This window comes from Acuticoccus mangrovi (assembly GCF_016411865.1).
Taxonomy (GTDB): domain Bacteria; phylum Pseudomonadota; class Alphaproteobacteria; order Rhizobiales; family Amorphaceae; genus Acuticoccus; species Acuticoccus mangrovi.
On the sequence record NZ_JAEKJA010000026.1, the window covers coordinates 124230 to 131907 of the forward strand.

6 protein-coding genes are annotated in these 7678 nt (G+C 68.6%); 2 read left to right on the plus strand and 4 right to left on the minus strand.

Annotated features, from left to right (window positions below; translation table 11 throughout):
* Window positions 1–144 precede the first annotated feature (144 nt).
* Complete coding sequence (locus JCR33_RS21985; RefSeq protein WP_198884295.1) at window positions 145–2028, plus strand: cytochrome c3 family protein; 1884 nt, start codon at window positions 145–147, stop codon at window positions 2026–2028.
* 51 nt (window positions 2029–2079) lie between these two features.
* Here the strand turns inward: JCR33_RS21985 and JCR33_RS21990 are convergent, their stop codons facing one another.
* The 3 genes from JCR33_RS21990 to JCR33_RS22000 all read right to left on the minus strand — a co-directional run bounded on the left by JCR33_RS21990 (window position 2080) and on the right by JCR33_RS22000 (window position 4270).
* Complete coding sequence (locus JCR33_RS21990) at window positions 2080–3144, minus strand: right-handed parallel beta-helix repeat-containing protein (RefSeq protein ID WP_198884280.1); 1065 nt, start codon at window positions 3142–3144, stop codon at window positions 2080–2082.
* A 147-nt stretch (window positions 3145–3291) separates the two neighbouring features.
* On the minus strand, window positions 3292–3846 hold the full coding sequence (locus JCR33_RS21995; protein ID WP_211110501.1) for a copper chaperone PCu(A)C: 555 nt from the start codon (window positions 3844–3846) through the stop codon (window positions 3292–3294).
* Between the two features lie 73 nt (window positions 3847–3919).
* Window positions 3920–4270, minus strand: coding sequence for a hypothetical protein (locus JCR33_RS22000; RefSeq protein WP_198884281.1), 351 nt, complete (start codon window positions 4268–4270; stop codon window positions 3920–3922).
* Between the two features lie 245 nt (window positions 4271–4515).
* On the opposite strand from JCR33_RS22000, the gene JCR33_RS22005 reads away from it, so the two are divergent.
* Window positions 4516–5649, plus strand: a complete 1134-nt coding sequence (locus JCR33_RS22005) for an iron-containing alcohol dehydrogenase (RefSeq protein ID WP_198884282.1) — start codon at window positions 4516–4518, stop codon at window positions 5647–5649.
* Window positions 5650–5701: 52 nt separating this feature from the next.
* On the opposite strand, the gene JCR33_RS22010 is transcribed toward JCR33_RS22005, so the two are convergent.
* On the minus strand, window positions 5702–7039 hold the full coding sequence (locus tag JCR33_RS22010; protein ID WP_198884297.1) for an Nramp family divalent metal transporter: 1338 nt from the start codon (window positions 7037–7039) through the stop codon (window positions 5702–5704).
* Between the last annotated feature and the right edge of the window lie 639 nt (window positions 7040–7678).

Consider the following 7678-nt stretch of genomic DNA (forward strand, 5'->3'; position numbering starts at 1 on the left):
GCCCCGCTCGGCGGCCGACGGCGACCGTCTCAAGGGATCGCCGATCATGCGAAGCGCCCGACCGATCCCGAGTGGACCGGTCGGCATCCTCCCACCGTTCAACCCAGCGAGATCATGCTCAGGATCCTTCCCGCCCTATTCACGATGGCGTTCTTGGCGCTCGTTCCATCGGCTTTCGCGGACGAGCCGCCCGCCTACGTAGGGTCGGAGACCTGCGCGGCCTGCCACGGCGACGTCGTGAAGGCCTGGCAGGGGTCCCACCACGCCCTTGCCTGGACGAGGCCGTCGCCCGAGACCGTCACCGCCGACTTCGACGGGACCATATTCACCCACGACGGCATGACCGCGCGCTTCCGCATCGAGGCGGACGGCAGCTACCACGTCGCCGTCACCGAGAAGGACGGGGTGACGACCGACTATCGCGTCCATTCGGTCGTCGGCACCGCGCCGCTGCAGCAATATCTGTTGGAGACCGAGCCCGGCCGTCTCCAGAGCTTCGACGTGGTGTGGGACACCGAAAAAGGCGGCTGGTTCCATCTCTACCCCAACCTCGACCTGCCCCCGAACGACGGGATGCACTGGACCGGCCCCTACAAGAACTGGAACGGCCGGTGCGCCGTCTGTCACTCGACGGGCTTTGAGAAGAACTACGATCCGCAGACGCACCGCTTCGCCTCGCGCGAGGCCGAGATCGGCGTCGGATGCGAGGCCTGTCACGGGCCGGGCGAGGCGCACGTGCAATGGGCGAAGGGCGTTCCGGTGCCGGAGGGGGTCGACGGCTTCGGCTTCACCCAGTCCTTTGCGACGCCGAAGGAGACGATCGAGCAGTGCGCCGGCTGCCACTCGCGCCGGTCGGCCTATCTCGAGGGCAGCGTGCTGCCCGGCACGCCCTATGACGACGCCTACAACCTCTCCCTGCTCGATCCCGGCCTCTATCACGCCGACGGTCAGGTGCTGGACGAGGTCTACGTCTATGGCTCCTTCTTGCAGTCGAAAATGTATGCGCGCGGGGTGACGTGCCTCAACTGCCACGATCCGCACACCGCGACGCTCCGTGCGCCGGGCAACGCGGTCTGCGTCCAGTGCCACAATCCGGTGGGGAACCCGGCCTTTCCCACCCTGCGCCCCGCCGACTATGACAGTCCCGCTCATCACTTCCATGCCGACGGGACGGCGGGGGCGCAGTGCAAGAACTGCCATATGACGGAGCACGTCTATATGGGCAACGACTGGCGTGCCGATCACTCCTTCCGCATCCCGCGTCCCGACCTCGACGCGATCACCGGGGCGCCGGACGCCTGCACCGGCTGCCATACCGATCGCGATCCCGCATGGGCCGCCGCCCGCATCGCCGAGTGGTATCCGGACGACCGCAACCGCGGGCCGCACTACGGCACGGTGCTCGCGCACGGGCGGGCGGACCCCGCGGCCGCCGCCGGCGACCTCGCCGCGCTCGTCGAGGGTGACGCGCCGGGGATCGTGCGCGCCACCGCGCTGTCGCTCCTCACCGGCGCGGGCGATCCGGGCGTCGCCGACCGTCTCGCCGCCTATCTCGCCGACGACGATCCGCTGGTGCGTCGCGCCGCCGTCGGCGTTCAGCGCCTCGCGCCGCCGCAGAACCGCATGCTGCGCCTCCTCGACAGCCTGGAGGACCCGTCGCGATCGGTGCGGATGGAGGCGGCGCGAGCGCTGCTCGATGCGCCGATTGCGCATCTGCCCGGAGCGATCGCGGAGGATCTCAGCCGGGCGATGGCGGAGTGGCGGGCCGCGCTCGCGAGCAATCTCGACTTTCCCGAGACGCACCTTCAGCTTGGCGGCATGGCGCTCGTGATGCGCAACGCCGCTGCCGCCGAAGCCGCCTTCCGCGAGGTGGTGAGGCTCGACCCGCAGCGCGTCGACGCGTGGGTGATGCTCGCCCGCATCGCCGCCGCGATGGCCGGCCCGACGAAGGCCCGCGCCATTCTGGAGGAGGCGCGCGAGCACAATCCCCAGGATGCGACGATTACGGGCCTTCTGAATTCGCTCTGAGAGGGGCCCCTCCGGCCGTTCGCCGGATCGGGCCGGGGCGAGGCGCCGCGGCTACCGCGGCAGCCGGCACTTCGCGCCGTCGCCGGCGCTCCAGGTGTTCGGCTCCGACACGTTGTCGAAGGTGCGGCGTTTGAACCCGCCATATCGAGTCTCGGCGAGCGCGTCGCCGGACTGCTTCGCCCCCGCGCCGCAGATCACGTTGTCGAAGGCGTAGTTGTTGATGACGTAGGACTGATTGAACTTGCCGCTGCCGAACATGCTGGTGCTGTCGTCGTCGCAATAGTCCCGGATCCGGCGGCTCCCGAACACGATGGCCGCCCCTTTCCCGTCTGCGGGTTGGATGAACACGTTGTCGTAGATCTTGTTGTTGGTCGGCAGCGAATGACGGACGATGCCGCGCTCGCCACAGTTGCGATAGAGGTAGATGCCGCCGAGTTCGATGCCCAAGAAATAGTTGCCGCTGATCACGTTGTCGGACGAGCCGTCGATGGCGATGATCTCGCGGCGGCGGGCGGCCTCGCCATTCTTGCGGAAGTTCCGAATCCGGAAAACGTTGTTGACGATGCGATTCGATGTCGTCTCGTGGTTCAGATAGATGACGGTGGTCGGCGACTGTTTCGGCAGCCGGTCGGCATCGTAGACGAAGGTCGAGCCTTCGACGCTGATGAAGCTGGCGCCGGTATCCACGTAGATGCCGGTCGCCCGGGTGAGCTTGAAGCGGCAATTCTCGAAGCGGATGTCGGTGGGGGCGATCCGCCGCATGGCGATGGTGAAGTCGGGCTTCCTCGAAGCCTCCTGCATCCGCTCCTCACCCGCTTTCGAACGGCGGCTTTCCATGCCCCAGATCTGCACCGAGCCGCGGATCTCGCAATTGCGGATGGTGACGTCGGAGGGTCGTAGCCAGTCACCTTCGTGGTCGGGATCGGCGGTGGAGAAGACGTCGATGCCGTCGAAGCCGTTCCGGTAGCGGGGGTTCGCCTTGCAGTCGATGACGGTGCCGCTCGCCGTGTGGTCGACCTGGAACCTTGCCGCCTGTGCGGCGCCGGCCGGCGGCAGCGCCAGCGCGCAACCCATGGCGGCCGCCGCCACGGTGGACCGGAAGCAGATCCCACCCATTCCATCACCTCGTTCTCGTACGCACGATCGCCGACCACCGAAGCCGAGATCGGCGCGTCGGGTCAACAGCCGCCGCGAGGCCCGCAGGCATGGCGGAGGTGCCGGCCGCGGAAGCGGAGGGCGGACACCCGCCCTCCGCGAGGCGTGCTATTGGCCGTGGCCCATGTGGTGGCCCGAGCCCATGTCCATCGCGGGCTTCTGGGCACCGATCGGGGCGACGCTCATCGGCACCGTGATGCTGCCGGAGTGCTCGAACTCCAAGGTGACGTCCACCGTGTCGCCCGCCTGCGGCTGATCCAGGAGCTCGAGGAACATCACGTGGTAGCCGCCGGGCGCGAGCTCGACGGTGCCGCCGGCCGGGATCTCGAGGCCGCCGGCGACCGGCTGCATCCGCATCATGCCGTCCACCATCGACATCTCGTGGATCTCGGTGGACTTTGCGAAGGGGGCGGAGGCGCCGATCAGCCGGTCGGCCGCGTCGGTGGGGTTGGTGATCGTGGCGTAGCCGCCGGCGACCTCGGCGCCCGGCGGCGGCTGGCGCATCCAGGGGTGCTCGATGGTGAGGGCGAAGCTCTCCGGCGCGGTGGTCGCGCCGTGGCCTTCGGCGGCATGCTTTTCGGTGCCGTGCGCGAACACGGCGGGAGCGGCGAGAAGGGTTGCGAGCGCTACCGCGCCGCAGACGAAGCGGTTGGATCGGATCATTGTGATCTCCTGAACGAGGACGGATTCGGCCGGTCCGCGCTGTCGCGGCGCGGATCGGATGGAGCGTTCTGGTTCAGGAGGCGGGTGGGGCTCTGATTCGGGTCGACGCGGCGAGGCGCTGGGCCTCGATGGTGCGCGCCACCGTCGGCGCGCCACCGTCGGGGAGCGTCTCGCGCGGCAGCGCCTCGATCGGAAGGCCGGGGGCGAGGGCGACCGCGGCGCAGAAGCAGCAGCTCGCGAAGTGGCCGTCGCCGGCGGGACCTTCTTCGCTCGACGTCGATGCCGGCGTGCCGAGGCCGTAGCAGATGGGAGCGTCGTTCGCGGCCGCGGCCGCGAAATTCATCGCCGGCAGGAGGAGGTTGAACGCCGACAGGAGAATGCACAGCGCGACGAGCGGCTCGCGCATCGCCCGCAGCGCTGCCAAGGTTCTCGTCAGGGGATCGGCGATCGCCCGAATGGTGCGTCCTCCCGGCGCCTGAGCGCAGAGCGCTTCTTGTGAGCCGACTGATGCCGTGTTCCTCGCATGCGGTCAACCGAGCGGCGAGCGGAAGCCGGTGATGGCGTCAGTTTGCGCGTGACGTCGCCCTCCGAGCGCGCAAAGAGAGGGGACGGCGCTCGTTCGTTCGCGCACCCGTCGCGACACGCGCCATCAGCGGAGGGCAACGATCCATGGCACTGATCACCTATCTCACGAAGATCCAGTTCGAGGTGGGCAGCCGCCGGTTGCTGGGTGCCGAGCTCGAGGCGCTCGGGGCGAAGGCACCGCTGATCGTCGCCGACAAGGGCGTGGTCGCCGCCGGCATCGTCGCCGAGGTGGTCGCGGCCGGGGGGCTGCCGGCCGATGCGACGGTGTTCGACGGGACGCCGGAGAACCCTACCGAGGAGGCCGTGTTCGAGGCGGTGGCGCTGTTCAAGAGCGCCGGCTGCGACAGCGTCGTCGCGATCGGCGGCGGTTCGCCGCTCGACCTTGCGAAGGCCGTGTCGCTGATGGCGACCCATCCGGCGCCGCTCGCCCAGTACGCTGCGATCCTCGGCGGCATCGGCCGCATCGGCAAGGACAAGCCGCCCGTGATCGCCGTGCCCACCACGGCGGGGACCGGCAGCGAGGTGGGCCGCGCCGCGCTCCTCACGCTGGCGGACGGGCGCAAGCTCGGCTTCATCTCGCCCTTCATGATCCCGGACGTTGCGATCTGCGACCCGGAGCTGACGCTCGGGCTGCCGCCGCGCCTCACCGCGGCGACGGGGATGGATGCGCTCACCCACTGCATCGAGACTTATCTCAGCCCGCGCGACAATCCGCCGGCGGAGGCGATCGCGCTCGATGGGTTGAAGCGCGTCGCCGGCAATATCCGCACCGCCGTCGCCGACGGCAGCGATCTCGCGGCGCGCACCGAGATGATGATGGCGGCGCTCGAAGGCGGCATGACCTTTCAGAAGGGCCTCGGAGCGGTGCACTCGCTGTCCCACCCGCTCGGCGGGCTGAAGGAGCTCCGATTGCATCACGGCACGCTCAACGCGGTGCTGCTGCCCGCGGTGCTGCGCTACAACGCGGTGGGGGCGGAGGCGAAGTTCGCCCGGCTCGGCGAGGCGCTCGGCGCCGGTCCGGATGCCGATCTCGCCGCGGAGATCGTCGCGCTCAATCGCGATCTCGGGATGCCCGAGACCCTTGCGGCGATGGGCGTGCCGAAGGACGTCCTGCCGCAGATTTCCGAGGCCGCCGTCCTCGACCATTCGACGGCGACCAACCCGCGGCCGATCGGGGCGCCGGAGTTCCTCGCGATCCTGCAGGAGGCGTGGGGCTGAGCCTGCGCCGATCGTCGTCGGCGACGGGACCGGGTGATGCGGCCCCCGTCGCTCAGATGGAGCCGCCGCCGAGAAAGGCGGCCAAGAGGTTCACGTTGAGCGCGACGATGGTGACCGCAATCACCCCGCACAGGATGGTGAGCCAGCGGGGGGTCACGAGGTCGCCCATCTTCTGCCTGTCCGCGGTGAAGAGCACCAATGGAACGATGGCGAAGGGCAGCTGAAAGCTCAGCACCACCTGGCTCAGAATGAGGAGCTGCCCGGTCTCGCCGCTGCCGTAGACGAAGATCACCCCGAGGGTCGGCACGATGGCGAGAAGGCGTGTCAGGAGGCGGCGGGCGACGGGGCTCATGCGCAGCCGCACGAAGCCCTCCATGACGATCTGCCCGGCCATGGTGGCGGTGACGGTGGAGTTGAGCCCGCAGCAGAGGAGGGCGATGCCGAAGAGGGTGGGCGCGAGTGCGCCGCCGAGGAGCGGGGAGAGGAGGGCGTGCGCCTGATCGATCTCCACGATCTCGGTGTGGCCGGTGGTGTGGAAGGCGGCGGCGGCGAGGATCAGGATCGAGGCGTTGACGAGGAGGGCGAGCATCAGGGCGATGCTGGAGTCCCATGTGGCGAGGCTCAGAGCCTCGCGCCGCGCCGCGAGATCGCCGCCGAAGTCGCGTGTCTGCACGATGCCGGAGTGGAGGTAGAGGTTATGCGGCATCACCGTCGCGCCGATGATGCCGAGCGCGAGGTAGAGCATTTCGGGGTCGGTGACGATCTCGACCGACGGGGCGAAGCCGCGGATCACCGCGCCCCAGTCCGGATCGGCCATCGCGATCTGGATGAGGAAGGAGGTCGCGGTGACGGCGAGGAGCGCGACGACGAGCGCCTCGATCCAGCGAAAGCCGCGCTTCTGCAGCCAGAGGATCAACAGAGCGTCGGCGGCGGTGAGGATGACGCCGAGTTCCAGGGGAATCGCGAAGAGGAGGTTGAGGCCGATGGCGGTGCCGATCACCTCGGCAAGGTCGGTGGCGATGATGGCGGCCTCGGCGAGGAGCCAGAGGGGGATCGACACGGCGCGCGGATAGGCGTCGCGGCAGGCCTGGGCGAGGTCGCGGCCGGACGCGATCGCAAGGCGCGCGCAGAGCGACTGGAGGAGGATCGCCATCACGTTGGACAGCAGGGCGACGAAGAGCAGCGTGTAGCCGAAGCGTGCGCCGCCGGCGAGCGAGGTCGCCCAGTTGCCGGGGTCCATGTAGCCCACGGCGACGAGATAGCCCGGCCCGAGGAAGGCGAGGAAGCGGCGGAAGGGGGAGCGGCCGGCCGGCACGGAAACGGTGCGAAAGACCTCCGAGAGGGAGGGATTGTCGCGTCGCGCACGCCAGTTGGTCGAGGGGAGGCTCATCGGGTTTAGACTGAGAATGAATTGCAACTGCACTCTAGCGGATTTTGTGCATTGCACAAGGGGAGGGGGCAACGAGGTTCGCCTCCCTCTAGCCGGCATGCGGCAGCGATGCCGAGGACGGTGCCGGCTGCCGGCACGTCCTCCGCGCGGCGGAACGTCCGCGAGGCAGGAGATCGGCGTCGCCCTCGGTCGGGGCTTGGCGTACGGGTCAGAGCGACGGTCACCGATCGCCGAACGCTACGAGCGCCCGGCGGCGTTCCGTTTGCGGCCAGTCTGTGCCAGAAAGGCGGCCAATTCGTCTTTGCCTATGTGTTCAATGACGTCTGGCATCGGTTCGGCGCGCCTGCCGGGTTGATATTGGACGTGGGCGACAACGAACCGACATGGTCGAGCGAAGAGCACCTGGAAGCGACATGGAAAGCGCGGAAAGCAAAATCGGAGCAACCGACCGGTCGACGCGCCTCGCCGTGGCGCCGATGATGGATTGGACCGAAAGTCTTTTATTGTCAGAGTGTTAGAGAATCGCGTGTGCAGGATTTGCACACGGCCAAGCGACTTTTCTTCTGCTTTCGTTCCTGCGACATAGGCCGCGACCACTCGCTAGAGTATCCGTGTTGATCAAGCGCCGTGTTTAGCCCA

Excerpts from the sequence above, each read along its gene's own strand:
- JCR33_RS22005 (WP_198884282.1), top strand. The coding sequence starts at position 4,516 with ATGGCACTGATCACCTATCTCACGAAGATCCAGTTCGAGGTGGGCAGC.
- JCR33_RS21990 (WP_198884280.1), bottom strand. The coding sequence starts at position 3,144 with ATGGGTGGGATCTGCTTCCGGTCCACCGTGGCGGCGGCCGCCATGGGT.
- JCR33_RS22010 (WP_198884297.1), bottom strand. The coding sequence starts at position 7,039 with ATGAGCCTCCCCTCGACCAACTGGCGTGCGCGACGCGACAATCCCTCC.
- JCR33_RS21985 (WP_198884295.1), top strand. The coding sequence starts at position 145 with ATGGCGTTCTTGGCGCTCGTTCCATCGGCTTTCGCGGACGAGCCGCCC.
- JCR33_RS21995 (WP_211110501.1), bottom strand. The coding sequence starts at position 3,846 with ATGATCCGATCCAACCGCTTCGTCTGCGGCGCGGTAGCGCTCGCAACC.